The organism is Streptomyces sp. NBC_00358 (assembly GCF_036099295.1).
Taxonomy (GTDB): Bacteria; Actinomycetota; Actinomycetes; order Streptomycetales; family Streptomycetaceae; genus Streptomyces.
The window spans coordinates 1,239,682-1,264,824 of record NZ_CP107976.1; the positions used below are offsets into that span (position 1 = coordinate 1,239,682).

The following is a 25,143-nucleotide window of genomic DNA, read 5'->3' on the forward strand; positions in this document are numbered from 1 at the left end:
GACCTGCCGCGGGCGGCACCGGTCCTGCGCCGCCCGCGACGTAGCCTGAGGGCCCCCTCATCCCTTCCCGCGAGGAGCGCCGTGAGCCCGACCGAGGCCGAGCCCGAGGTGCCCGCGTGGCGCCTGCTGCTCGGGTACGTACGACCGCACCGCTGGGCGCTGTTCGCGGGCGCGCTGCTGGCGCTCACGACCGGGGCCACCGGCCTGCTCCTTCCGTTGGTCGCACGCGGGCTCATCGACGACCTGTCGCACGACCGGCCGATCGGACGGGCGCTGCTCGGCATGGCGGCCCTGGTGGTCACCAACGCGGCGGTGGGCGGGCTGGGTTCGTACGTTCTCCGGCGCACCGCCGAGTCGGTGGTGCTCGGCGCGCGGCGCGAGCTGTCGTCGTACCTGCTGCGGCTGCGGATACCCGCCGTGGACCGCAGCGAGCCCGGCGACCTGATGGCCCGCATCACCTCGGACACGACCCTGCTGCGCGAGGTCACGACCGATTCGCTGGTCGGCCTCGGCACCGGAGGTCTCACCCTGGTCGCGACGGTGGTGATGATGGGCCTGGTCGACGGGGTGCTGCTCGGGGTCACGCTGGGCGTGGTGCTGTGCGCGGGCTCGGTCCTCGGCCTGATCGTGCCCCGTATCAACCGCGCCAGCAGGCAGGCCCAGAACGCCGTCGGGGTGATGGGGGCCTCGCTGGAGCGGACCCTCGGCGCACTGCGCACGATCAAGGCGTCCGGCGCCGAACACCGCGAGGAGCGCACCGTCCACGCGGCCGCCGAGGAGTCCTGGCGGCAGAGCGTGCGGGCCGCCAAGTGGTCCGCGGCCGCGGGCAACACGGCCGGTCTGGCGATGCAGATCGCCTTCATCACGGTCCTCGCGGTGGGCGGCGCCCGGGTCGCGACGGGCGCCATCGACGTCGGCACCCTGGTCGCCTTCCTGCTCTACGTGTTCTACCTGATGTCACCGATCCAGCAGGTGGTCGGCGCGGTCACGCAGTACCAGACCGGCGCCGCCGCGCTCGCCCGCATCCAGGAGGCCCTCCGGCTGCCCGCGGAACCGGCCGCCCTGCCCGCGCCGCTGCCGTCCCCCGGCGCCGAACCGGCGGCGCTCGCCTTCGACGACGTGCGCTTTCGTTACGCCGACGATCTGCCGTACGTCCACCACGGGGTGACGTTCGCCGTGCCGGCCCGCGGACTGACCGCGTTCGTCGGCCCGTCGGGCGCGGGCAAGACCACCGTCTTCTCGCTCATCGAGCGGTTCTACGACCCCGAGTCGGGCCTCATCACCGTGGACGGCCGCGCGCTGGAGGACTGGGAGCTGCCGCGGCTCCGGTCCGCCATCGGCTATGTGGAGCAGGACGCGCCCGTACTGTCGGGGTCCCTGCGCGACAATCTCCTGCTCGGCGATCCGGAGGCCGACGAGGGCGAGCTGAACCGGGTGCTGAAGACGACCCGCCTCGACGGCCTCGTCGACCGGTTGCCGCGCGGCCTGGACACGCTGGTCGGTCATCGCGGCACCAAGCTTTCGGGCGGCGAGCGCCAGCGCGTCGCCATCGCCAGGGCCCTGCTGCGGCGCCCCCGGCTGCTGCTGCTCGACGAGGCGACCTCACAGCTCGACGCCGTCAACGAGGCCGCGTTGCGGGACACGGTCGCCGACGTGGCCCGTACGACCACGGTCCTCGTGGTCGCGCACCGGCTGTCCACGGTCACCACGGCCGACCGCATCGTCGTGATGGAGGCGGGCCGCGTCCGCGCCGTGGGCACCCACCGCGACCTCGTCGCCGGGGATCCTCTCTACGCCGAACTGGCCGCCACGCAGTTCCTCGCGACCGCGGGATGACCGCGCCCCCAACGCGCCCGATCCGCCTGACTCCCCGGAACATTCCGGTACGTCGGCGATCTCCCTGAACTCCTTGGCCGGCGACCGGCTCTCCTCTATGGTGATGCCCTCTTTCCGCCACGCGGGGCGGTCGTCCGCTCGCGACCACCCGCAACCGGGCGGGGAGGGCACGTCCCACCCGGATACACAGGCGACTGATCATGGCCAAAAACCGACACCCCGCCGGGCAGGCCGTCCACGAGGTCCCTTTCGCGGCCCACGTCGGCACACCCGCCGGACTTGAAGTGATCTCGCTGGCCGCGCTGCGCGCCCGCTCCCGGACCCACGGAGCCGATCTCGGCCTGCCGCGGCGCCCCGGGTTCCACCAGGTGCTCACGCTCGACTCCGGCGCACTGCGCCAGAGCGTGGACTTCACCGCCCACCACGTCGAGCGGGGCTCCTGGCTGTGGACGCGCCCCGGGCAGGTCCTGCAGTGGGGAGACCTCACCCGGGCCGAGGGGACGCTGATCGCCTTCGAGCGGGAGTTCCCGGACCCGGGCACCGCCCGCGCGGCCCGGCTCGACGATCCGCACGCGCCCGTGCTGCGTAGACCGAAGAGCGAGGACGCGACGTCGCTGCGGGTGGCCGGGGCGCATCTGGAGCACGAGTTCCTGACACCCGGGCGGCTGCCGCTCGACGCGCGCGTCGCCGTACTGCGCCATCTGCTGGACGTGCTGATCCTGCGCCTGGCCCATCTGGAGGAGCCCGGCAGTCCGGGCGGCGGGCCAAGCGAAACCTTTCTGCGGTTCCGCGAGACCGTCGAGCGGGACTTCGCGCACACCCGGCGGGTGGACGACTACGCCCTCGCCCTCGGCTACTCCGCCCGCACGCTGTCCCGGGCCGCCCTCGACGCGGCGGGGATCGGCGCCAAGGAGTTCATCGACCGCCGGGTCGTACTGGAGGCCAAGCGGCTGCTCGCCCACACCGACCTGGCCGCCGCCCGTATCGCCGCCCAACTGGGCTTTTCCAGTGCCACGAACTTCGCCAAGTACTTCCACCAGCGCGCCGGGCAGGCACCCATCGCGTTCCGCACGGCGGTACGCGGAGGGGGTACGGGTATCCCGGGCGCACGCGCCCCCCGGTGAATCGGGCGCACTTCCGATCCACCCGCGGTGCGGCCGAGCCCTGCCCTGCCCGACCCGTCCGGGCCCGGCAGGCCTCCCTGGACAGAGGGCGATCCCTGGGCAGGAGGGCTAGCCGAGCCGGGGGCGCGCCGAGCCGGTGGGCAGGCCCAGCCGGGCAGGGGCTGCCCCTCAGGCGGGGAGGGGCAGCCCCACAGATGGGGCGACCCGGCCCAGCCGGGGGCAGACCCAGCCGGGCGGCAGGCCAAGCCGCGGGCAGGCCCAGTCGAGCAGTCGACCGAGCCGGGGGCAGGCCGAGCCGGACAAGGGCTGCCCCCCGCCAGGGAGGCTGCCCCCACAGGCGCGGCGGCCGGACCAGCCAGGCATGAGGCCCAGCCGGGCAGAGGGGCCAGCCGGGCAGCAGGCTCAGCCGGGCAAGGGCTGCCCCTCGCCAGGGAGGCTGCTCCACAGGCGGGGCAGCCGGCCCAGCCAGGCATGAGGCCCAGCTGGGCAGAGGGGCCAGCCGGGCAGCAGGCCGAGCCGGGCAAGGGCTACCCCCCGCCAGGGAGGCTGCTCCACAGGCGGGGCGGCCGGACCAGCCGGGCGTGAGGCCCAGCTGGGCAGAGGGCTGAGCCGGGCAGGGGCTGCACCTTGCGCGAACGCGGCCACCGACCAGCTAACGGGATTGCCCCACAGGCGGGCCGACCTGTGTGAACGGGCGGGTTGGCCCTTGAACGGGACGGCTGACGCGTAAGGGAGACGGCTGATCGGCGGCAGGCAGGCCGACCGGCGACGACTGGCCTGCCGGCCCGCCGGCGACTGGGTGGGACCGCTGGCGCGGGACGGGGGCGGCAGACGCAGGGGTGCTCTTCATGGAGCAGGCGGGTCGGGGCTTGGAAGGGCGGGTCGCGGGTGATCGGGCCAGGTTTGGGAGGAGCGGCGGCGGGTCCCGGTGAATGTCGCTGATCCGCCGGGGTCCCCGGGCCCGCGGCGGACATGGTGCTGTCACCGGCGAGCGCTCGGGGACGCCGAGCGCTCGCCGGCGACAGGACCTTGTCGCGTCAGCTCTCGATGCCCCCGAGCAGCCCGGTGACAGGCGCGGCCAGGTCGGTGACCTGGCGCAACTGGTTCAGGTCGTTGAGCCGGTTCAGACCGGCGAGCTGGGCGGAGGGCCGGGGAAGACCGGCCTGCTGCTCAGCGGGGATGCCGCTCGTCGCGACCGAGTCGAGCGTGGAGATGGGGTTCAGCTTCGCGGCGTCCGGGACCACGGAACCCGCGGCCGTCGCCATCGGCGCGGCGAGTCCCGTGACACCGACAGCGAGACCAACGGCGGCGACGATACGTCGTGTTGAGATCATGCCTTCAGCAACGGCCCGGCCCCCCGGGCGGACACGGCCCGATCCTCGCGCTCACCCGGGAGGGGCATCAGGCCCTTGCGTTTGCCGTGGGCCCCGGGGCGGAGGACGCTCGGTATGAGGCGCCTCGCGGTCGGCTCCTGGTCGGCCCGCGCCTTCCTGAGGAGGTCACCCATGGGCACGGCAGCCCCCGTCTTCGACGCAGAGGCACTGCGCCGGGGCATCGAAGGACACAGTGCGGCAGATCTGCTGTCGCTCTACGCGGACGACGCGGAACTGCGCGTCGTCGACCGCAACACCCAGCCCAGTCACCCGATGGTCAAACACGGTCGCGGCGAGATCGCCGAGATGCTCAACGACGTATACAGCCGGGACATGACGCACAAGATGGAGCAGTGCGTCGTGCAGGGCGACCACGTCGCCTTCACCGAGTCCTGCTCGTACCCCGACGGGGTACGGGTGTTGAGCACATCGATGATGTCGTTGCGCGACGGGAAGATCATCGAGCAGACACTGGTCCAGGCATGGGACGAATAGGAAGGTACTGGCCGAAGGTCCAGGTCAAGTCGCGTCTGACCTGGACCTTCTCGGCCGGTGCGGCGATGGGGAGGTCTCGTCCGAGCCGAGTTCGCCGGCGACGGCCGGTGTCCGCGGCAGGCCTGCGCGTGTCCGCCTCGCTGCTGGACTCCATCCTGCGGACAGCCCGTGCCCACCCGCGTCCCGCCGCGCCGCGTGCCGCTCGGAGGCTGCGGATCCGGCCGCGGTGAGCCGCACCGCGCCGACGGCGGTCATGTCATCGGTGCTGGGCGGCAACCACTCCGGAGAGCGGCTCCCGCGCCTGTAGGAGCATCGGGGAAGCCCGGTCCACGAGGTCGCGCAGGACGGACGAATAGGCCTCGTCGCCGCCGAGTTCGCGCAGCAGGCGGTGCGCCCGGTCGCGGAACGCGCTGATGTCCTCCTCGTACCGGCGCAGCACCTCGGGTGCCAGGAGGAACGCGGTGAGTGCCGCGCGGGCGTCGAGCGAGTGGCGCGCGGCGGCGTGCAGTTCCAGGATGCGGTCCGGGGAACCGGCGTCGGCATCCTCCACGGCGCAGGCGAGCAGATAGGTCACCGTGCCGTTCGCGAGGTCTTCGTCGCGGCCGGTCAGTATGTCCTGCTGATCGTTGAACAGCTGCCACAGGATGCCGAAGACGTTGCCGAACTCCCGCCAGAGTTCGACTCTTTCGTGTGTTCGGCCCGCCAGTTGCGCGGCCATGGCCGTGACCATGCTGAACGGCGCGCCGGACTTCCCGAGGTAGGCCGTGACGACCGCGTCGCGCCGGGCGCCCATGTCCGCGCGCAGGTCCCTCAACTGCCCCTCGGTCGCGGTGATCCAGCACCTCACGATCTCGGCGGACAGCGCGCCGCGCGCCGCCTCGGGGATCCGCGGCGACTGAACGACGAGCAGGGGGAGCGGGATTCCGCCGATGACCGTGGCGAGCAGCGCCTCGCTCTCACCGAGCCCACCGGCGGCGAAGGCGGCCTGACCGTCGGCGAGGTCGTCCAGGTAGCAGGCGGAGGTCCACCACAGTTCGTGGACGACGGCCAGCGGGACCGCCGGTCCGGGCGTCCCGGTCTCCACGGCGTGGACGATGACCGGCAGCACCGACAGGGGGTAGGCGAACGTCCGGTGTTCCAGGAGTTCGGCGACCGCCGCCCGGACCGACGCGGCCGACGGTCCCAGCAGGTCGAGCGCGGACTCCCGCTCCGCCGCGATGTCCGCGGACATCTCCCGATGCAGATCCATGTACGACTTCACGCGCACGCAGCCCACCCCCACCACCGAATGAATCGAGCACCGATTCGATCATTCGCCATGATGGCGAGCTAGAGCAACATTGCGCCATGGCCGATTCCTTGAGGACTCCGGGATTCTTCCCGTGACAGGGCCGGGTGTCCGGCCGCCGCGACCGCCACACCGACCGTCGCGCGAGGAGCGACCACGGCCGCGGGTCCACGGGGCGATGCTGCTCCGTTCACCGGGCGCGCCTTGCGGCCATGTACACCCAAGGCTCACGGCCGCCTCCGCTCGCCGGCTCCCGGCCTGGGGTCCACCGGCGGACCCGCGCCGGATCCCTCCGCGCGCCAGTCGGCCGGGCGCAGGACGGCGAGCAGTTGGCGGACCAGTTCCTCGACGACCTCGTCCAGGGTCGCGTCCACCCGTCCGGCGTTCCAGTCGTGCAGCAGGCCGTTCACGCTGCCGATGAAGGCGGTCGCGGCGAGGCGGTAGTCGCGCTGCGCCGCCTCTCCTCTCGCCACGGCGGCCGCCGCCTCGCCGCAGATGAACTCCACCCAGCGGGCCCGGCGGGCGAGCCGCTGCTCCTCCAGTCGCGCGCTCACGCCGATGATCTCCACGAAGGTGATGCGGATGCGGCGCGGGTCGCTTGTCACGTTCGCCGCGTAGGCGCGGAACAGAGCGGTGGCGCGCTCGGCGAGCGGCAGGTCGCGGGTCTCGGCGAGCGCGGCGAGGGCGGCCTCCTCGGCCCAGTCGTTGACCTGGAGATGAAGGGCCGCCAGGACGTCCTCCAGGCCCCGGAACGCCTCGTAGAACTGGCGCGTCGACAGTCCCGCCGCCTCGCTGAGGGCCGCCACGGTCGTGGACCGGTATCCGGGTCCGGCGCCGAACAGTTCGAGCCCGGCGTCGAGGAAGCGTTGGCGGCGCTCCGCCTGCCGCTCCTCAGCCGTTCTGCCGCCGTAGCGGCCGGTGGGCTGTCTGATCCTGCCCGCCACGCGTTCCTCCTTCGGCCCCGACCCGAACCGACGCTCGCCCGTTCGGTGATTTTGTCGTGCACCAGCCCTTGTGGAGAGGCTCCCTCATTCCTTACTTTCCAGTAAGTGCACTTTGAAAGCGGGCATGTTCAGATTTCGCATTGTCATGCTCTCGTCATTTCTGGAGTCGTGCACAGCACCCGGCCCTGCACGGCTCGTCCCGGTTCACCGCGCCCGTCCGCCGCACTCCCCCACTACGACAGGACCCTCCATGTCCGTGCTCAGAGCCAGACACCTCTGTTCTCTCGCCGCGGCCCTCACCCTCACCCTGGGCGCCACGGCGACCGCCGCGACCGCCGCGTCCGCCGACGGCGCGCAGGCCTCCGCCACCGATCTGCGCGAGGTGATGTTCGTCGGCAACAACTGGGAGGGCACCGCGGACGTCATCAAGTCCACCGGTGACTTCGCGAAGGTCGGCCGGATCAACGTCATCCCGGACAAGGACGCGCGGCTCGCGGCGATCAACGCCGATCCCATCAAGTGGGCCTACTTCATGGGCATTCGAAGCGGCGTCGGCGAGGGGCACGACCAGTTCGTCGACGACATGTACTCCACGCCCGACGGCAGGTCGGTGGTGGTCTCACGCCCGAGCTTCGCCGACGTCGTCTCCATCGACCTCGCCACGGGACGGATCAACTGGCGTTTCCCCGTCGCGGGTTACCGCTCGGACCACATGGCCGTGTCCCCCGACGGCACGCGGGTCGCGGTCTCGGCCTCGACCGCGAACACCGTGCACGTACTCGACATCACGACCGGCGCACAGCTCGGCTCCTTCGCCACCGGCGACAAGCCGCACGAGAACATCTTCACCCACGACGGCAAGTACATCTGGAACATGGCCATCGGTGACGTCACCACCGCTCTCGACGACCCCTGGCTGGACTGGACGAAGGGCGACCGGAAGATCACCGTCGTCGACGCGACCACCTACAAGCAGGTCAAGGTGATCGACATGCGCCAGCGCCTCGACGCGATCGGCCTCACGGACTTCTCCGACGCCGTCCGCCCGGCCGTCTTCTCTCCGGACGAGTCGAAACTGTACTTCCAGGTGTCGTTCTTCAACGGCTTCCTGGAGTACGACGTCGCGACCGACCGGATCACCCGGGTCAAGACCCTCCCGAAGAACCCCGCCACCAGCAGCGACCGCACCACCTGGGTCAACGACTCGCGCCACCACGGCATTTCGATGAACCCGTCCGGCACCAAACTGTGCGTGGCGGGCACGATGGACGACTACGCGACCGTCGTGGACCGCGCGACGCTCCAGGAGGGCCCGCTGGTCCCGGCGTCCAAGCCCTACTGGGCGACCGTCAGCGGCGACGGCAAGGACTGTGTCATCTCCGAGAGCGGCGCCGACCAGGTCACCGCCATCGACTTCGCCACCGGGCAGAAGACCGTGTCGGTGCCGGTCGGCGACCACCCCCAGCGGGTTCGCCTCGGCCATGTGGAGGCGAACTGGAGCGGGCCGAGCGGAAGCTGACGCCCACTCAGCCGAAGCGGGCGGCGGCCCAGGCGGCGAGTTCCGTCCGGGCCCCGCTCAGCAGGGCGGAGGACGGGGCGCTCGCCCCGTTCGTGACCAGCGCGTAGTGCAGGGTTCCCGAGCCGGACGCGGTGAGCAGGAGGCGGCGGCTGCCGGTGGCGCCCGGTTCGGGAGCGACGGCGATGGGAGTCGTCGTCGTGTAGGCGGGTGGCGAGACCGTCGCTCCGAGGTCGGACACCACCGTCGTGGCCGAGTCCGGGAAGGAGGCCGGCAGATGGAGTTCCGTCGGGGCGGTGCCGCCGTCGGAGCGCCAGACGAGCAGACCGTACTGCCCTGCTCCGACCAGTTGGGAGACCTGGGGCAGGGTCGAGGGCACCGGGTTCCACGTCAGCGTGGTGGAGCCGTCGCGGGAGCGGTCCTCGTAGGTGAAGGCGAGGGTGGAGCCGGCGGTGGCGCCGGGGTAGAGCCGGTCGAGGAGCCGGGCGTCCTGGCGCAGCACGGGCGTGCCCGAGTCGTCGAGGCGTACCGCGGAGAGGTCCTCGTCGTTCCAGGCGTCTCCCGAGGTCAGGACCTTGCCGGGGTTGTCGTTCATCAGCTCGTGGTGCCGGCCGCTGTAGATGTCCCACTGCCACTGGGTACCCGACAGAACCGGTCCCGACGAGGCTGTCCCAATCCACCAACCGGATCCGGGGAGGCGGGAGTCGAGGGCCTGGTACATCGCCTTGTCGACGGTCGGGGCCTTGTCGGAGACCGATCCCGAGAGCGGGTGGCCGAACTCGCTGACGACCGCGGTCGTCCCGGCGGCCGCGGCCCGGTCCCGGACCGCGCCGAAGTCGGTGGCGTACTGACCGTCTCCCGCCTTGCCCCACATGAGGATGCCCGAGATGGCCTTCTGGTCGTAGAAGTGGGTGTTGAACACATAGCGCGGACCGAGGGTGCCCGCGTCGAGCAGTCCGCCCTCCTGTTTCTGGGAGCTGATGTTGGAGTTCCAGAAGAGGTTCGGTTCGACGAAGGCGGGCTTGTCCTGCCAGCCGGCCGCGTCCATGCGGGCCCGGAACCTCCCGTAGAACGGCCAGAGCAGGTCGCGTTCCCAGGTGCGGCTGGTCTGCGCCGATTCATAGGTGCCCGCGTAGGGCTCGTTGTACGGGTCGAAGCCGGCGACCCCCGCGAACTCGGCGGTGGTGAGGTGCTGCCGGACGTACGTCATGGTGGCCTGGGCCGTGGTGAGGAAGGCGTCCTGGAGCCCGTGGGCGTTGTGCCAGAAGTCGTACTGAGCAGCTTCGACGGCGCCGTTCTGGGTGATGTTCTGGCCCCAGAAGAGGCAGATGCCGCAGGACTCCTGCGGGTAACCACCCGCGGTCACCGCCCACTTGGGGGCGCCGTCGCCGGAGTACCAGCTCCCCGTGTTGAAGAGGTAGCGGGAGTAGAGGTCCTGGTGGAAGTCGGGGAAGACACGGATTCCCGCGTCGAGGAAGGCTCGCATCTGGTCGGTGGCCGCGGCGAGATAGGCGCTGTCGACCTGGCCGCGGGCGGGTTCGGCGTGCGCCCAGGAGAGCAGGAAGCGCACGGAGTTGCCGCCGCCGAGGGCGCGCAGCGCCGTCGCGGACTTCGCCGCGTCGGCGACCGAGGCGAAGGGCAGCCCGCTGTTCTCCTCCAGCTTGGTCTCGCCGGAGACGTTGTATCCGCGCAGCACGACCTCGCGACCGAGGCCGTCGGTGAACCGGCCGTTCGCCACCGTGAGGGCGGCCGCGGCGGGTGCGTCGAACCAGAGGGAGTCGGGGAGTCCGTCCGCGGCGGCGGGCGGGGCGCCCGCCGCCGTGAGGAAACCGGTGAGGAGTACGAGGACGCCGAGCAGACGCGCACGTAACTTCGACATGTTCACAACAGTCCCGCCGGTACCGGGAGGCGTCAACACCTCTGACTCATGAGTAAGTTTCTCGTTTCACCCGCCTCCCGGCGGGGCGCCCGAGGCAGGGCGGCCGGCTCACCCGCCGAACCGGCGCGTCAGATTCAGCAGGTACTCCTTGCGGTCCAGCGGGTTCAGATCGGTCCGGGGACGGTCCGGGATCGCGTCCCGCGCCACGGGTGCGTAGTGGTCGAAGGCGCATTCCAGCTCGGCCTCTCCCCGCGTCAGCCCCGGGAGCCTCTGTTCCAGTCCGTGCGCCCGGACCACCGGGAGGACCCCCTCCAGCACGCACGAGGAGCCCCGCATCCGGGTGGTCCCCGGCACGGCGCGCTGCCTGGCCAGCACGGGCAGCACGGCGCCGAGCGTGTCCGCCGGCACCTCCAGCCTGAAGCGGTGCATCGGCTCGTACACCTGGCTGCCGGCCGCGCGCAGCGCGTCCATGAGCACCAGCGGGGTCAGGCCCCGGAAGTCGGCCCCCGTGCTGGACATGCTCTTGTCGAATCCCTGGTGGGCGTGGCTCTGGCGCGGCGAATAGCCCGCGTGCGTCATCGTGACCGTGCAGTCGGTGACCTGCCAGCCGTGCATCCCCTGGCCCAGAGCCTCTTGGACGGTGTCCTCGACAGCCTTGAAGAACGCGTAGGGCATCGATCCGAGTTCGACCTCCAGCCGGAACTCCACCCCGGCACCGATCGGCGCCGGCTCGATCCGCAGTCCGACCGTCGCGAGAAACGGATTCGGGTCCTTCTTGTTGAACTCGACCGACGCGCCCGTGCCCAGCGGCCGTTCGACGCAGAGCGGAGTCGTCTCGCGGAACAGGACGTCGATGCCGAACTCGTCCGCCAGGGTCGCCTGGAGGACTTCCTTCTGCACCTCCCCGTAGAGCGATACGGAGATCTCGCCCCGCAGATCGTCGTGCCGGAGATCGATCAGGGGGTCCTGCTCGGCGAGCCGGGTGAGCGCGAGGTGCAGGGCGCCCCTGTCCGCCGGGCGGCCGGGAGACACGACGGTTTCGAGGGTCGGCGGGGCGAAGTGGTGTTCGCCCGCCGGGGACGGCCGGGGTTCACCGATGGTGTCGCCGATCCGGATCGCGCCGAGCCCCCACAGCTTGCCGATGCGCCCCGCGGTCACGCACGCCTCCGGGACCGCCGAGCCCTGGTCGAAGACGCTGATCGCGGTGACCTTCCCCTCCTCGCCGTCGCGCAGGGCCAGCCGGTCGCGGGTCCGCAGGGTCCCCGAGAACATCCGCGCGTACGCGATCTTCTCCCCGGCCGCCCCCCGTTCGACCTTGAAGACGGTGCCCGACACCGGTCCCTCGGCGTCCGCCCGCGCAACGGGCAGCAACTCCCGGATGCCGCCGATCAGTTCGGTGACACCCGCGCCCGTCGTGGCCGATCCGAAGAACACGGGGTGCACCTGGGCCCGCCCGGTCTGAGCGACGAGAGCGGCACGCAGACGCTCGTACGACACCTTGTCCTCGACGTACGCGGCGAGCAGTTCCTCGTCGTGCTCGGCGAGCGGATCGAGGAGGTGCGGGCGCAGCCGGGCGGCGGGGTACGCGGTGAAGTACGCGCCGCGCCGCCCCGGTTCACCGACCTCGCCCATCGGGACGATCGCCGGGGTGAGCCGCTCGGAGATCCTCTCCAGGACCTCCGCGTCACGCGCCCCGCCGCGGTCGATCTTGTTCACGAAGATCAGCGTGGGAATGCGCAGCCGCTGGAGCGTCCGCATCAGCACGCGTGTCTGCGCCTGAACGCCCTCCACGGCCGAGACGACCAGGACGGCGCCGTCGAGCACGCCGAGCACCCGTTCCACCTCGGCGATGAAGTCCGGGTGACCGGGGGTGTCGATCAGATTGACGGTGAGGTCGTCGATCGCGAACGAGACGACGGCGGATTTGATCGTGATGCCGCGCTGCCGCTCCAGCGCGAGGGAGTCGGTCCGGGTGTTCCCGTCGTCGACGCTGCCGATCTCGTCGATGACCCCGACCGTGTGCAGCAGCCGCTCGGTCAGGCTTGTCTTACCGGCGTCTACGTGCGCCAGGATTCCCAGGTTGAGCATATGCACCGAGTGTCATGTCCTTTGAAATGGGAGTGGTTCCTTCCTGGGTGGACATGAACGGTGCGCGCATCTCTGCTCCTCGATCCCGGCGGATGTGTCTCCCGCAGTGCAGCAGGCGGCCTCCCCGGACGGCAACGCATTAACGCTCAACGAAATCCTGCCGCGAAGCGGATCATTGAAGGTGACCGGATCCTGATTCCTGACGGTGACCGGACCCGGGGGACGGTCCCGGCCCGCGGCGAGAGGAGCGGACGATGCGCGACATCCTCCCCGCGCTCCACGAGTGGTACGCGGCCGGATCTCCCTTCGGACTGGCCACGGTGGTGGCGGTGAGCCGCAGCGCGCCCCGCGACCCGGGCGCGGCCATGGCGGTGGGTCCGGGCGGCGAGGTCGTGGGCAGTGTGTCCGGCGGCTGCGTGGAGGGCGCGGTGTTCGAGCTGGCCCAGGAGGTGATCGCCTCGGGCGAGGCGCGCCTGGAGACGTTCGGGTACAGCGACGAGGACGCCTTCGCCGTGGGGCTGACCTGCGGCGGTGAGATCACGCTGCTGGTCCGGCGGGTGTCGCCCGCCGACGATCCGGCCTTCGCCGCGATGGCCGGGTCGGTCGCCGCGGGCCGCCCGGTGACGGTGGCCACGGTGATCGACGGACCCGCTCCGCGCGGAGCCGCCCTCGTCGTGTGGCCGGCCGGGGAGCCGGGCCCGGACGGCGGGGTGTCCGGCTCGCTCGGCTCGACGGGCCTGGACGTCGCCGTCACCGCCGACGCGCGCGGCGAGCTGGCCCAGGGCGCCACCGGGCGGCGGCACTACGGCCCGCACGGCGAACGGCGCGAGGACGCCGTCACCGTCTTCCTGCACTCGTTCGCGCCACCGCCGCGCATGCTGGTCTTCGGCGCGATCGACTACGCGGCCGCCGTGGCCCGCATCGGCGCCTTCCTCGGCTACCGGGTCACCGTGTGCGACGCCCGCCCGGTCTTCGCCACGCCGAGGCGGTTCCCGGCGGGCGTGGAGGTGGTCGTGGACTGGCCGCACCGCTATCTCAGCGGCACGACGACGGACGACCGCACGGTGATCTGCGTCCTGACCCACGACCCCAAGTTCGATGTGCCCCTGCTGGAGGAGGCACTGCGCCGCCCGGCCGCGTACATCGGGGCGATGGGCAGTCGGCGTACCCACGACGACCGCGTCGGACGGCTGCTGGCGTCCGGCGTGTCGGAGCGCGAGCTGTCCCGGCTGCGTTCCCCGGTCGGCCTCGATCTCGGGGCACGTACTCCGGAGGAGGTGGCGGTGTCCGTCGCCGCGGAGATCGTCGCGCTGCGCTGGGGCGGCAGCGGGGTGCCCCTGACGACGCGGGGCGGGGCGATCCATCCGCGGTAGCCGCGGATTCGGTAGGCCCCGCATCGCCGGGCCGTGGACCGGCAGGCCTCGCATCGGCAGGCCGTGGCTCAGCCGGTGCCCGGGGGCAGCCGGTGCAGGGTCACCCCGGTGAGCCCGGACTCGCCGGTCACCGTCGCCGTCATGTAGGTGCGGTACGGCTGGCGGCGGCGGTCGGTCGGCGAGCCGGGGTTGAGCAGGCGCAGGCCGGTCGGGGCGGTGCTGTCCCAGGGAATGTGGCTGTGCCCGAAGACCAGGACGTCGAGGTCGGGGAAGCGTTCCGCGCAGCGCTGTTCGCGGTGGTGCGCGCCGCCGGTCTCGTGGACGACGCCGAAGCACAGGCCGCCCAGTTCGGCGCGGGCGATCTCGGGGAGGCGGGCCCGCAGGTCGGGGCCGTCGTTGTTGCCGTACACCCCGATGACCCGCCGGGAACGGGCCTCCAGCAGGTCGAGAGTGGCGGTGTCCACCCAGTCCCCCGCGTGGATCACGACGTCGGCGAGCGGGAGTTCGGCGAGCAGCGGGGCCGGGAGTCGGCTGGCCCGCTTCGGGAGGTGGGTGTCGGACAGGAGCAGGAGACGCACGGCTTCAGGGTGTCACTCCGGCGGCTGTTCCGGTGGCACGTCCGGCGGCTGTTCCGGTGGCACGTCCGGCGGCTGTTCCGGTGGCACGTCCGGCGGCTGATCGAAGCGGTCCCCCCGACTCGCCGCTCCGCGCGAGCGCGAGGGGTCTGGCGCGGGCCCGTGTCAGTCCAGCGAGATCTCGCTCCAGACCTGCTTCCCGCCGCTCACCGGCACCGTGCCCCAGGTCGCCGACATCGCCTCGACGAGGAGGATGCCCCGGCCTCCGGTGGCCTCCCAGCCGATGCTGGTGGGCTTGATCGGGGTACGGGGCGAGTTGTCGGCGACCGCGATGCGCAGACGGTGGTTGATGAGGGTGAGGTCCAGTCTGACCTGGCCGTCGGTGTGCACCAGGGCGTTGGTGACGAGTTCCGAGACGATCAGCAGGGCGGCGTCCGTGTGGGCGTCGACGCCCCAGGTGCGCAGGGCGCGCCGGGTGTAGCGGCGGGCGTGCCGGACGGCTTCTGGGACCCGCCAGACGGTCCAGCTCTCGCGGAGCGGGAGTACCTCCATGCCGTCGTAGCGCATCAGCAGGAGGGCCACGTCGTCGCTGCGGTTGGCGCCCGTGAGCAGTTGGTCGGCGACGAGACCGAGGTGGGCGGGGTCGGAGGCGGCCAGGCCCGCGGCGAGCCGTTTCAGACCGTCCTCGACGTCGACCTCGACGGACTCGACCAGGCCGTCGGTGGTCAGCGCGACGATGGTGCCGGGCTGGAACCGCAGCGGGCTCATGGGGAAGTCGGTCTGCCGGATGACGCCGAGCGGTGGTCCGGGCTCCGATTCGGGGACCTCGGTACCGCCGTTCGGGTGACGCAGCACCGGCGGGATGTGTCCGGCGCGCACATACCAGGCGGACCCCTCCTCCATGTCGACGTCGACATAGCAGCAGGTGGCGAAGAGGTCGGTCTCCAGATCGAGCAGCAGCCGGTTGGCGTGCGAGACCACCACGTCCGGGGGGTGCCCCTCGACGGCGTACGCGCGCAGGGCGGTGCGCATCTGGCCCATGAGGGTCGCGGCCGAGGCGTTGTGCCCCTGGACGTCTCCGATGACGAGGGCGACGTGGTTGTCGGGCAGCGGGATCACGTCGTACCAGTCGCCGCCGACGTCCAGGCCCGACGTGGTCGGAAGGTAGCGGGCGACGGCGACCGCGCCGGGCAGCTTGGGCAGGCGGCGCGGGAGCAGGCTCCGCTGGAGCATGCCGATGAGTTCGTGCTCGGCGTCGAAGGCGTGGGCCCGCACCAGGGCCTGGCCTGCGAGGCCGGCCGAGGCGGTGAGCAGGGCGCGCTCGTCGGGGCCGAAGTCGTGCGGGGCCTCCCAGCCGATCAGGCAGGCGCCCGCCATACGGCCGCCCGCGGGCAGCGGCAGTACGGCGAGGCCGCCGGGGCCGACCTCGGCGAGCGCGGGCTCCAGGTCGGCGCCGGCGGGCCAGATGGCGGGCCGCCCCTCGGTGAGGGCCGCCGCGAGCGTGGGCATGGCCCGGACCGGGGCGTCGGGCCATTCCGAGCGCCATTCGCTGCGCCACAGTTCCGGCCAGAACTCCGGCTGGGGCGGGTCCAGGAGCGTGACGACGAGGCGGTCGCCCTCCAGCTCGGCGACGGCGACCCGGTCGGCCTGGAGGGGCTTGCCCAGAGCGGCGACGACGGCGTGGCCGACATCGCGGACGGTGCCGGCGGTCGCGAGGGCGGCGGCGAGCCGCTGGACGCGGCCCACGTCGTTCAGACGGGAGCGCAGTTTGGAGGCGTCGGAGACGGTGCCCACGAGCCGTGCGGGGCGGCCCTCGGCGGAGGGCAGCAGGTGGGCGCGCAGCCGGAGCCACTTGTGTCCGCCGGACGGCTGGAGGATGCGGAACTCCAGTTCCCGGTCGCCGACGGACATGTGGTCCGGCTCCACGGCGGACATCAGCGAGGGAAGGTCCTCGGGCACGGCCATCGACAGCAGGGTCTCGACCTTGCCGTCGAAGGCCGTGGCGGACAGCCCGAACAGATCGAGCACCTCGTGGTCGACCTCGACCCGCCCGGTGTCCATGGCGAGGCTGAACGAGCTGGCGGGCAGGTCGGCCGCGTCGTCCGGCAGCGGGGGCGGCGGGCAGACGACGGCGTCGGCGAGCATCCCGAGACAGGCCCGGTCCTCGGGGCCGAAGCCGTCGGGGCCCTCGCTGACGGCGACCAGGCAGCCGTCGTCCCGCAGGGGCAGCACGGCCAGCGAGTAGTCCCGCGAGGACAGCCGCCGCGCGTCGGCGCAGCGGGCGACCTCCTCCGGCCCCAGCCAGCACGGCCGCCCCGAGCGCAGCGCCTCGGCGGCCGGGGAGCCGCCGGACAGGGGGTAGCTGTCGCGGAGCCCGTACAGCGTCCTGGGCACTCCCGCGGACTCGGCCAGATGCAGTTCACCGCCGCTCGCACTCGGTGAGTACACGGCGGCGACGGTCGCACCGGTGAAGACGAGTGCCTGTTCGAGGAGGCGGTGCAGCCGTTCGCGTGGGTCAAGGTCCGCGGTGAGCGTCTTCAGGGCAAGTTCGGCGCGCGACATTCTTGTTCCGCGTTCCGCAGCACCCTCACTGACCACGCCGTAATTACAGCGCTTCCCGGGCCCGGGCGCAGCCCCTGTGACCGTTCCGAAGGCGCCGGGCCTGCGGGGAAGCCCGTACGGGACAGCGAATCGAACGAAATCGAATCCGTCTTGATTCGTGCGTTTCGCGCGGCGTTTCGCACGAAAGGGGTGACGGTCCGTGGCCCGGCCGGACCGGACGCTCGGTCGCACCCGGCAGAGGGCGGCTCCGCTCGCCGTGCGGGACGGGCGTCCAGGGGGGAGCCTTGATCCCTGGAAGTGCGGAGGCCGTGGACGGTCCCGCGAGGAGGTGGTCGGCGTGTCCGACGGGCAGGAGGCCGCACAGGCGCCGGCCGGCCGGCCGACCCCGGTGGGCCGCCCGCTGCTGTCGCTGACGCTGGCCGCGATGCTGGACGACGTGCACGCCCACTCGGGGGCCGTGTACCTGCTCTCGTCCGACGAGCCGGTACTGGAGATGGCGGTCTCCGCGGGGCTGCCGCGGGCGTTCGCCGCGCCGTGGGAACGCGTCGGTCTGAGCGCGCCGATCCCGGTCGCCGACGCGGTACGGGGGCGGCGGCTGATCTGGGTGGGGGGCGAGCACGAGATGGCCCGCAGCTATCCCCGGATCGCGCTGGTGCTCCCGTATCCCTTCGCCCTCGCGGCGCTTCCCGTGGCGACGGCGACCACCGTGTACGGCGCCGTCTACGTGACCTGGCCCGGCTCGCATCCGCCGGACCTGTCCGACCGGGAACGGGAACGGCTCACCGCGGCCTGCGACCGGCTGGCGCTGCGTCTGGAGCGGGCCGCCGCCGAGAACCGCCCGCTGCGTCCCGAACCCGACCTCCTCACGCCGGCGGGGCCGGCACCGGGTGGCACGTTCGGCGCCCTGGAGGCCGGCCGGATGGCGGCGCGACTGCCGTACGGACTGTGCTCGCTGGATCTGCACGGGCGGGTCGGTTACGCCAACGCGGCGACGGCCGAACTGCTGGAGGTGCCGGTCAGCCGGCTCCTGGGCACCCAGTTGTGGGCGGCCGTGCCCTGGCTGAACGACCCGGTCTACGAGGACCGCTACCGTGCCGCGCTGATCAGCCAGCACGTGACCTCGTTCGTGGCGCTGCGCCCCCCGGGCGACTGGCTGTCGTTCCGCCTGTATCCGAGTACGAACGGGCTGAGCGTCCGTATCTCGCGGGCCCGGCCGGTGTCCGAGATGACGCGGGCGGGCCCGCGGCGGAGCGACGGCAGTCCGCGCCTGGTGACGATCTCCCACGTGCTCAGCCTGGCGAGCGCGCTGACGGAGGCGGCGGGCGTCCAGGACGTGGTGCAGTTGGTCGCGGACGAGATCTCGCCCGCCGTCGGCAGCCAGGCCCTGGCCGTCCTCGGCAGCCGGGCCGGTCGGCTGCATGTGCTCGGGCATCGCGGATACCCGGACGCGAACGCCGTGGAGCGCTTCGACGGGCTGCCGCTGAGCGAGCAGACTCCGGGCACCCAGGCGCTGAACACCGGGGTTCCCGCGTTCTTCGACTCGCGGGAGCAACTGGAGCGCCTCTATCCGTCACAGAACGCGACCCCCGACGGCATGGGCGCGTGGGCCTATCTGCCGCTGATCGCCTCCGGGCGGCCGGTGGGCACCTGTGTCCTCGGGTACGCGCAGTCCCATCACTTCGCGGCCGACGAACAGGCGGTGCTGACAAGTCTGAGCGGGCTGATCGCCCAGGCGCTGGAACGCGCCCTGCTCTACGACGCCAAGCTCCAGCTCGCGCAGGGTCTGCAGGCCGCGCTGCTGCCGAGCTCGCTTCCGCCGCTGGCCTCGATCGAGGCGGCCGCGCGCTATCTGCCGGCCACCCAGGGCATGGACATCGGCGGGGACTTCTACGACCTGGTGTCCTCGCACGGCCGGGCCGCGGCGGTGATCGGGGACGTGCAGGGGCACAACGTGACGGCCGCGGGGCTGATGGGCCAGATCCGTACCGCCGTCCGCGCGTACACGGCGGTCGGGCAGGCTCCGGAGGAGGTGATGGGGAGCACCAACCGGCTGCTCATCGACCTCGGCACGGAGCTGTTCGCCAGTTGTCTGTACCTGCGTCTGGATCCGGCGCGCGGGGTGGCCGTGATGGCCCGCGCCGGGCATCCGCCGCCACTGCTGCGCCGGCCGGACGGAAGGGTCAAGGTGCTCGACCTGGCCGGCGGGCCGCTGCTCGGCATCGACGCCCAAGCCGTCTATCCGACGACGGAGGTGCCGCTCGTTCCCGGGTCTGTCCTGGCCCTCTACACCGACGGTCTGATCGAGTCGCCCGGCGTCGACATCGAGGACGCCCTCGCCGACCTCGCGCGACGCTTCGCGGCGACCGGGGACCAGCCCCTGAACGAGCTGGCCGACAGCCTGCTCCAGCGGGGCGAGGAGGCCGGTCAGGAACGCCCCGACGACGTCGCTCTGCTTCTGCTGCGGGTACGGCCTCTCGACCACCCCGGCCCAGTCTGACCCATCCGACCCGACCGGTCGGGTGCGGTGCGGTGCGGTGCGGTCCAGTGCACCGGCCGGCTCGACCGGTCGGACACCGCGCAAAGGAGCGGTCCGACCCTCCCGCCGGAGGGCCGGACCTGTCCACTGTCGACCGGAATTCCCTGTTCCGTTGGCCGCTCAGTGGTTCTTGATCGCCGGGCTCACCGGCTTCACGGGGTGGCCGACACCATGCCCGAGCCGTCGTTCATCCCGGCTCCGGACTGATCGTCGCCCGCCGCGCCGGACTGGTCGCCCGCCGCGCCGCTCTGGTCGCCCATCGCGCCGGACTGGTCGGCCGCGCCGCCCGCCTGGTCGCCCGCGCCCGCCGCGTCACTGGCGCCCGCGCTCGGGTCCGCCGCGCTCGCGCTCGGGTCCGCGGCACCGGCACCGGCGCCCGCGTCTCCCGCACCCAGCGTCGCGCCGACCGCCGCCAGCGCGGTGGTGACCGGCTGGAAGAAGGTCTCGCCGCCCGCGGTGCAGTCACCGCTGCCGCCGGAGGTCAGGCCGACCGCGCCGCCGTCCTGGGTGAACAGGGAGCCACCGCTGTCGCCCGCCTCGGCGCACACATCGGTCTGGATGAGGCCGGTGACCGTGCCCTCCGGGTAGTTCACGGTGGCGTCGAGGCCGGTCACGTTGCCGTTGTGCAGACCGGTGGTGCTGCCCATCCGGAAGACCTGCGTGCCGACGGTGGCGTCGACGGCCGCGTTGATCTGGACGCTCTGCCCGTTGCCGACGTTGACCGCGCTGTTGGTCTTCGTGGCCGGGTCGTCGTACTTGACGAGGGCGAAGTCGCCGTTGCCGGGGAAGGTGGCCTGGTCGACGGTCGCGATGGACGCGCCCGTCTGCGAGTCCGACCACTTGGCGGCGGCGACACCGCAGTGGCCCGCGGTGAGGAAGGCGGGGGTGCCGTCGCCCGCGGTGACGTTGAAGCCGAGCGAACAGCGCACGTTGCCGCCGAAGATGGCGTCACCGCCGTCCACGAACGTCTTGAAGGTTCCCGAGGACTTCTTGAGGGTCGCCACGCCCGAACCGAGGTTCTTGACGGTCGACTGCACGGTGTTCCACTTGCCGCCCGTGACGGTGGAGTCCGCGGTCACCTGGATCTGGTTCGTCTTCGGGTCGACCGCCCACGCCGTGCCGGGGATCGTCGCGTCCGCCTTCAGCGTCTTGGCGGCGGTCTGCAACGCCGAGGTGCTGTTCTGCACCTGGTGCGCCACGGCGCCGGCCTGCTCGATCTGGTTGACGACGTTGCTGTTGTTACCGACGACGTTGACCACGAGCTGCTTCTTCGCCGGGTCGTAGTACGAACCCGCGAAGGCATCACCCAGTTGGGTGGCGAGCATCGAGGCGACGTTCGAGACGTCGGTCGCCTTGAACGTTCTGGGAGTGGCGTTGTCCCCGTTCGTCTGCGACGCGTTGGCGTGGGGCAGCAGCAGAGCCGCTGCTCCGAGCGCCGCAACGCCGCCCACCGCGATGGCGGCCTTGCGCTTGGGTATCCGTTTGTGACTCAACTCTTGACCTCCTGGGGACGGGGTCGATGCCGCGTCCGGCAGCTGACTGGGGGGGCGCCTGGTTGCCTGTTGATACGCACGCGTCACACGGGGCGTTCAACTGCCATTGCAAATTGCGGGAGTTGGCCGCGCCAAAGGCACCGATTGCGGAGACAACCGGTCCATTTCCGCCGCACGGAGCCGAGGCGGAGAACGAATACGGGACACCCGGTCCCGGCCGGGCCGCAGGGCCGATCGCACACCGCGCGACCCGAATCCCGCCCCGCCCCGCACGGTGTGCGATCGGCCGGCGACGCTCCGTCGACGAACGGGAGCGGAATCCCGGGTTCAGGGAATCTGCACAGCCCATGCCCAGCGAGGTCACCGCGCACCGGGGATCTGCACAGTCGCGCGCCCCCCTGCGAGCCATTGGGCCGGGACTGTCCCATTCGGTGCGGGGACGGCAAGGGTTCGCGTGGAACGATGCCGCGCAGCATGTGAAGAAGTGGCCGCAGAGGCGTGTGGACGCCTGCACGGTTCACCGCCCGGGGAGCACAAGTTCCCAGGTGAGAGCCTTGGTTGATTGGAAGCGCGCCCCGCGCCCGTGCTTTGATCCGTGGCACCGCGGAGGTCGCGGCACCGCTCCCGGGAGCGGGAGCCGCACCCCTGCGGCGCGGCCGTCATCTGTCCCCCGGAGGGGGCCGCTCTCCCCCTTGTGAATATCCATATGAAGGGAAGTTCCATCATGAACTCCACCCCCCGTGTCGAGACCGCCGAGATCTCCGACGCCGACCTCGACAACGTCTCCGGTGGCCTCGCGCTGAACGCCGTCGGCACCGTCACCGGCCTGGTGGACAGCGTTGCCCCGGTTTCCGGCATCGTGGGCACGGCCGTCGGCACCGTCGAGGGTGTGACCGGCCTGAACACCGCCCCGGTCACCGGCCTGGTCGCCGGTCTCTGACCGCGTCTCACGCCGCCGAGTCCCGGAACCGCCCCACCGGTTCCGGGACTCTCGGGTGCCGTGAGCCTCTCGAACAGGTGAGAAGAGAACCGTGCAGTTCCGCCAACAGGCCCTCGCCAAGCTGCGATCGCCGGAAGAGCTCGACCTTCCGGTGCGCTTCGCCCGCCCGCAGGGCTGGCTCGTCCTGTCCGTGACGGTCGTCGCCATGGCCGCGGCGTCCGTCTGGGCCGTGACCGGCACCGTCGCCTCCACGGTCGGCGCGCCCGCCGTTCTCACCTACGCGGAGGGCAGTTACATCCTGCAGAGCCCGGTCGCGGGACAGGTCACGGCGGTCCTCGCGAAGGAGGGCGAACGGCTCCCCGTGAACGCCCCCGTACTCAAGGTCCGTACGGCGCAAGGCCGGTCGGCCGTCGTCCGCACCATCGCCGCGGGCCGTGTCACCGCGCTCGCCGCCACCATCGGCGCGATCATCCCGACCGGCGCGAACGTGGCCGCCGTGGAGAAGGTCGCCCACTCCGACGACCCGCTGTACGCGACGGTGTACGTCCCCGCCGCGAGCGCCGCCACGATTCCCGCCGGGGCCGCCGTCGATCTGGCCGTCCAGTCGGTGCCGGCCCAGCAGTACGGGGTGCTGCGCGGACATGTGCGGACGGTGGGCCGGAGCGCGCAGACCCGGCAGCAGATCGCCGCCTACCTGGGCGACAGCCAACTGGGCGAGCAGTTCACCCGGAAGGGCAGGCCGGTGGCCGTCCTGGTCCGGCTCGACCGTTCGTCCGGCACCGGGAGCGGCCTGAAGTGGTCCTCCGCCGACGGGCCGCCGTACGCGCTCGCCTCCATGACCCTCGCCACGGCCTCGATCCGGCTGGCCGGACAGCGCCCCGTCGATTGGCTCCTGCCGTGACCAGCGCACCGGACACCCGAAGCAGACGGCGCGCCGCGCCGCCCCGGCGCAGCGTGCCCAGGAGCCGGGCCGGGCGTGTCCGCACCCCCACCGTGCTCCAGATGGAGGCCGTGGAGTGCGGTGCGGCCTCCCTCGCCATGGTGCTCGGCCACTACGGCCGGCACATCCCGCTCGAAGAGCTCCGCATCGCGTGCGGTGTCTCCCGTGACGGCTCGCGCGCCAGCAATCTGCTGAAGGCGGCGCGCAGTTACGGTCTGACCGCCAAGGGCATGCAGATGGACACGGCCGCGCTCGCCGAGGTGCGCGGGCCCGCGATCCTGTTCTGGGAGTTCAACCACTACGTCGTGTACGACGGCATGGGACGCCGCCTCGGGCGCCGGGGCGTGTACGTCAACGACCCGGGCAAGGGCCGCCGTTTCGTGCCGATGGAGGATTTCGACACCGGCTTCACCGGAGTCGTGCTGGTCATGGAGCCCGGCTCCGGGTTCCGCAGGGGCGGCCGCAGACCGGGGGTGCTGGGTGCCATGCCGGCCCGGCTGCGCGGCACTTCGGGCACGATGCCCGCCGCCGTGCTGGCGAGTCTGCTGCTGGTGGTGGTCGGCGCGGCGGTGCCCGCGCTCAGCCGGACGTTCATCGACCAGTATCTGATCGGCGGCCGCAGTTCGCTGCTCGGCGTGCTGTTCGCGTCGATGGGCGCCTCCGTTCTGCTCACGGTGGTGCTGACCTGGTTGCAGCAGGCGAATCTGCTGCGCGGCCGCATCATCTCCTCGACGCTCTCCAGCGCCCGTTTCCTGCGCCACCTGCTGCGGCTCCCGGTCACCTTCTTCTCCCAGCGCAGCCCGGCCGACCTGGTGCAGCGGCTCCAGTCGAACGACGCGGTGGCCGAGACGCTGGCCCGCGATCTGGCCGCCGCGGGTGTGGACGCGGTCGTCGTCGTCCTCTACGCCGTGCTGCTGTACACGTACGACCCGCAGCTGACGGCCGTCGGCATCGGTGTCGCCCTGCTCAACGTGGTGGCGATGCGGGTGGTGATCCGGCTGCGCGCGACCCGTACCGCCAAGCTGCGCGCCGATACCGCCCGGCTGACCAACACCGCTTACACCGGGCTCCAGTTGATCGAGACGATGAAGGCCACCGGCGGTGAGGACGGCTACTTCCGCAAGTGGGCCGGGCAGCACGCCACCACGCTGGAGGAGCAGCAGCGCCTCGGGGTGCCGAGCGCCTGGCTGGGGGTGGTCGCTCCGACGCTCGCGACGCTCAACAGCGCGCTGATCCTGTGGATCGGCGGCCTGCGGGCGGTCGAGGGTCATGTCTCCGTGGGGCTGCTGGTCGCGTTCCAGGCGCTGGTCACCCGGTTCACCGCGCCGGTCACCCGGCTCAACGGCGTCGCGGGCCGCATCCAGGACTTCGCCGCCGACGTGGCGCGTCTGAAGGACGTCGAGAACTTCCGGGCCGACCCGCTCTACGCCCGCTCGGGAACCGGCGAGTCGACCCGGCGGCTGCGGGGTCGGGTGGAGCTGGAGAACGTCACGTTCGGCTACAGCCCGCTCGACAAGCCGCTGCTCACCGGGTTCTCGCTGACGGTCGGGCCGGGTCAGCAGGTCGCGCTGGTCGGCGGTTCGGGCAGCGGCAAGTCGACTGTCTCCCGGCTGATCTCGGGACTGTACGCGCCGTGGGAGGGCTCGATCCGGATCGACGGCCGGCGGCTGGAGGACATCCCGCGGGGCGCGCTCGCGGCCTCGGTCTCCTTCGTCGACCAGGACGTCTTCCTGTTCGAGGGGACGGTCCGCGACAACGTGGCGCTGTGGGACCCCTCGATCCCGGACGACGCGGTGGTCGCCGCGCTTCAGGACGCCTCGCTGTACGAGGTCGTGACGCGTCGTCCCGGCGGGATCCACAGCCGGGTCGAGCAGGACGGACGCAATTTCTCCGGCGGTCAGCGGCAACGCCTGGAGATCGCGCGGGCGTTGGTGCGCAGGCCCAGCATCCTGGTGCTCGACGAGGTGACCAGCGCCCTGGACGCCGAGACGGAGCAGACCGTCATGGACAACCTGCGCCGGCGCGGCTGCGCCTGTGTGGTGATCGCCCACCGGCTCAGCACCGTGCGGGACAGCGACGAGATCGTCGTACTCGACCACGGCTCGGTCGTGGAACGCGGGCGGCACGAGGCACTGGTGGCGGCCGGCGGTCCGTACGCCGCTCTGGTCAGGGAGCGTTGAG

17 protein-coding genes are annotated in these 25,143 nt (G+C 72.0%); 9 read left to right on the forward strand and 8 right to left on the reverse strand.

All coding sequences use genetic code 11. From position 1 onward, the window contains the following. Window positions 1-81: 81 nt before the first annotated feature. Together OHT01_RS05230 and OHT01_RS05235 are read left to right on the forward strand one after the other, a co-directional pair. Entirely contained in the window at window positions 82-1,836 is a 1,755-nt protein-coding gene (locus OHT01_RS05230) for an ABC transporter ATP-binding protein (RefSeq protein WP_328551930.1), read from the forward strand. Window positions 1,837-2,036: 200 nt separating this feature from the next. Next, on the forward strand, window positions 2,037-2,960 hold the full coding sequence (locus tag OHT01_RS05235) for a helix-turn-helix transcriptional regulator (RefSeq protein WP_328551931.1): 924 nt from the start codon (window positions 2,037-2,039) through the stop codon (window positions 2,958-2,960). A gap of 1,037 nt (window positions 2,961-3,997) precedes the next feature. Here OHT01_RS05235 and OHT01_RS05240 read toward each other — a convergent pair. After that, the gene (locus tag OHT01_RS05240) at window positions 3,998-4,294 is read right to left on the reverse strand and encodes a hypothetical protein (RefSeq protein WP_328551932.1); all 297 of its coding nucleotides are present in this window, start codon (window positions 4,292-4,294) and stop codon (window positions 3,998-4,000) included. A gap of 171 nt (window positions 4,295-4,465) precedes the next feature. Between OHT01_RS05240 and OHT01_RS05245 the strand changes: the two genes are divergently transcribed. Then, a complete protein-coding gene (locus OHT01_RS05245) occupies window positions 4,466-4,828 on the forward strand; it encodes a nuclear transport factor 2 family protein (RefSeq protein WP_328551933.1) in 363 nt (120 codons plus the stop codon). Window positions 4,829-5,084: 256 nt separating this feature from the next. On the opposite strand, the gene OHT01_RS05250 is transcribed toward OHT01_RS05245, so the two are convergent. Both OHT01_RS05250 and OHT01_RS05255 read right to left on the reverse strand, forming a co-directional pair. Then, complete coding sequence (locus OHT01_RS05250; RefSeq protein WP_328551934.1) at window positions 5,085-6,077, reverse strand: polyprenyl synthetase family protein; 993 nt, start codon at window positions 6,075-6,077, stop codon at window positions 5,085-5,087. Window positions 6,078-6,343: 266 nt separating this feature from the next. Further along, on the reverse strand, window positions 6,344-7,060 hold the full coding sequence (locus OHT01_RS05255; RefSeq protein WP_328551935.1) for a TetR/AcrR family transcriptional regulator: 717 nt from the start codon (window positions 7,058-7,060) through the stop codon (window positions 6,344-6,346). 250 nt (window positions 7,061-7,310) lie between these two features. Between OHT01_RS05255 and OHT01_RS05260 the strand changes: the two genes are divergently transcribed. After that, a complete protein-coding gene (locus OHT01_RS05260; RefSeq protein ID WP_328551936.1) occupies window positions 7,311-8,579 on the forward strand; it encodes a YncE family protein in 1,269 nt (422 codons plus the stop codon). Between the two features lie 7 nt (window positions 8,580-8,586). Here OHT01_RS05260 and OHT01_RS05265 read toward each other — a convergent pair whose 3' ends face one another. Together OHT01_RS05265 and OHT01_RS05270 are read right to left on the reverse strand one after the other, a co-directional pair. Beyond that, on the reverse strand, window positions 8,587-10,455 hold the full coding sequence (locus tag OHT01_RS05265; protein ID WP_328551937.1) for an endoglycosylceramidase: 1,869 nt from the start codon (window positions 10,453-10,455) through the stop codon (window positions 8,587-8,589). 108 nt (window positions 10,456-10,563) lie between these two features. Next, a complete protein-coding gene (locus tag OHT01_RS05270) occupies window positions 10,564-12,549 on the reverse strand; it encodes a translation factor GTPase family protein (protein ID WP_328551938.1) in 1,986 nt (661 codons plus the stop codon). Window positions 12,550-12,797: 248 nt separating this feature from the next. On the opposite strand from OHT01_RS05270, the gene OHT01_RS05275 reads away from it, so the two are divergent. Beyond that, window positions 12,798-13,916 (forward strand): XdhC/CoxI family protein, encoded by a 1,119-nt coding sequence (locus tag OHT01_RS05275; protein ID WP_328551939.1) that lies wholly within the window; start codon window positions 12,798-12,800, stop codon window positions 13,914-13,916. Window positions 13,917-13,984: 68 nt separating this feature from the next. On the opposite strand, the gene OHT01_RS05280 is transcribed toward OHT01_RS05275, so the two are convergent. Together OHT01_RS05280 and OHT01_RS05285 are read right to left on the reverse strand one after the other, a co-directional pair. Continuing rightward, complete coding sequence (locus OHT01_RS05280) at window positions 13,985-14,494, reverse strand: metallophosphoesterase family protein (protein ID WP_328551940.1); 510 nt, start codon at window positions 14,492-14,494, stop codon at window positions 13,985-13,987. A 162-nt stretch (window positions 14,495-14,656) separates the two neighbouring features. Next, a complete protein-coding gene (locus OHT01_RS05285; protein WP_328551941.1) occupies window positions 14,657-17,089 on the reverse strand; it encodes a SpoIIE family protein phosphatase in 2,433 nt (810 codons plus the stop codon). Window positions 17,090-17,381: 292 nt separating this feature from the next. Here OHT01_RS05285 and OHT01_RS05290 point away from each other — a divergent pair, with 292 nt between their 5' ends. Then, a complete protein-coding gene (locus OHT01_RS05290) occupies window positions 17,382-19,550 on the forward strand; it encodes a SpoIIE family protein phosphatase (protein WP_328551942.1) in 2,169 nt (722 codons plus the stop codon). A gap of 191 nt (window positions 19,551-19,741) precedes the next feature. Here the strand turns inward: OHT01_RS05290 and OHT01_RS05295 are convergent, their stop codons facing one another. Continuing rightward, a complete protein-coding gene (locus OHT01_RS05295; RefSeq protein WP_328551943.1) occupies window positions 19,742-21,082 on the reverse strand; it encodes a S1 family peptidase in 1,341 nt (446 codons plus the stop codon). A 724-nt stretch (window positions 21,083-21,806) separates the two neighbouring features. Between OHT01_RS05295 and OHT01_RS05300 the strand changes: the two genes are divergently transcribed. The 3 genes from OHT01_RS05300 to OHT01_RS05310 all read left to right on the forward strand — a co-directional run bounded on the left by OHT01_RS05300 (window position 21,807) and on the right by OHT01_RS05310 (window position 25,142). Beyond that, complete coding sequence (locus OHT01_RS05300; protein ID WP_328551944.1) at window positions 21,807-22,022, forward strand: type A2 lantipeptide; 216 nt, start codon at window positions 21,807-21,809, stop codon at window positions 22,020-22,022. Between the two features lie 91 nt (window positions 22,023-22,113). Further along, a complete protein-coding gene (locus tag OHT01_RS05305; protein ID WP_328551945.1) occupies window positions 22,114-22,923 on the forward strand; it encodes an HlyD family efflux transporter periplasmic adaptor subunit in 810 nt (269 codons plus the stop codon). Further along, entirely contained in the window at window positions 22,920-25,142 is a 2,223-nt protein-coding gene (locus tag OHT01_RS05310; protein ID WP_328551946.1) for an NHLP family bacteriocin export ABC transporter peptidase/permease/ATPase subunit, read from the forward strand. Before OHT01_RS05305 ends, OHT01_RS05310 begins: the two co-directional genes overlap by 4 nt. The last annotated feature ends 1 nt before the right edge of the window (window position 25,143 follow it).

Coding starts and splice junctions, on each gene's coding strand:
- OHT01_RS05235 (WP_328551931.1), top strand. CDS start 2,037: ATGGCCAAAAACCGACACCCCGCCGGGCAGGCCGTCCACGAGGTCCCT.
- OHT01_RS05240 (WP_328551932.1), bottom strand. CDS start 4,294: ATGATCTCAACACGACGTATCGTCGCCGCCGTTGGTCTCGCTGTCGGT.
- OHT01_RS05245 (WP_328551933.1), top strand. CDS start 4,466: ATGGGCACGGCAGCCCCCGTCTTCGACGCAGAGGCACTGCGCCGGGGC.
- OHT01_RS05250 (WP_328551934.1), bottom strand. CDS start 6,077: ATGGATCTGCATCGGGAGATGTCCGCGGACATCGCGGCGGAGCGGGAG.
- OHT01_RS05260 (WP_328551936.1), top strand. CDS start 7,311: ATGTCCGTGCTCAGAGCCAGACACCTCTGTTCTCTCGCCGCGGCCCTC.
- OHT01_RS05265 (WP_328551937.1), bottom strand. CDS start 10,455: ATGTCGAAGTTACGTGCGCGTCTGCTCGGCGTCCTCGTACTCCTCACC.
- OHT01_RS05275 (WP_328551939.1), top strand. CDS start 12,798: ATGCGCGACATCCTCCCCGCGCTCCACGAGTGGTACGCGGCCGGATCT.
- OHT01_RS05300 (WP_328551944.1), top strand. CDS start 21,807: ATGAACTCCACCCCCCGTGTCGAGACCGCCGAGATCTCCGACGCCGAC.